This window comes from Siphonobacter sp. BAB-5405 (assembly GCF_002872335.1).
GTDB lineage: Bacteria > Bacteroidota > Bacteroidia > Cytophagales > Spirosomataceae > Siphonobacter.
Genome location: NZ_NJAG01000193.1, coordinates 1 through 345 on the forward strand (window position 1 = coordinate 1; position 345 = coordinate 345).

Here is a 345-nt window from a genome sequence, read left to right on the forward strand (position 1 = left end):
ACCATAGGGGTACGTCGTGAAATGAGTATAACCACCCCCAACCGATAAGTTCTTACGCACGTCATACAGCAATCCTACCCGAGCCAGGGCCTGTTGCCAGTGTTGAACAAAGTTAATTCTACGCCACTGATATTCGGTGTGGAGTTTCAAACGCTTGTTGAGCGAATGGTCACCCATGTATACCCACCATCCGATGGCGTTATGATCTGTAATACGAGGAGCCTGACTCCAGGCAGTAAAAGTCAGAAGTAAAAAAGTGTGTAGAAGTAAATAACGTTTCATAGGATGAGTAATAGCATAAATAGATTGTGCCATAAACCGACTCAACTATATAAATATTATAAC

Annotated in this window: 1 protein-coding gene; it reads right to left on the bottom strand. The window is 42.6% G+C overall.

Annotated features, from left to right (window positions below; genetic code table 11):
* Positions 1–282 (bottom strand): DUF2490 domain-containing protein (locus BWI97_RS26975; RefSeq protein WP_158242899.1); only part of this gene is annotated, 282 nt, incomplete at its 3' end.
* Between the last annotated feature and the right edge of the window lie 63 nt (positions 283–345).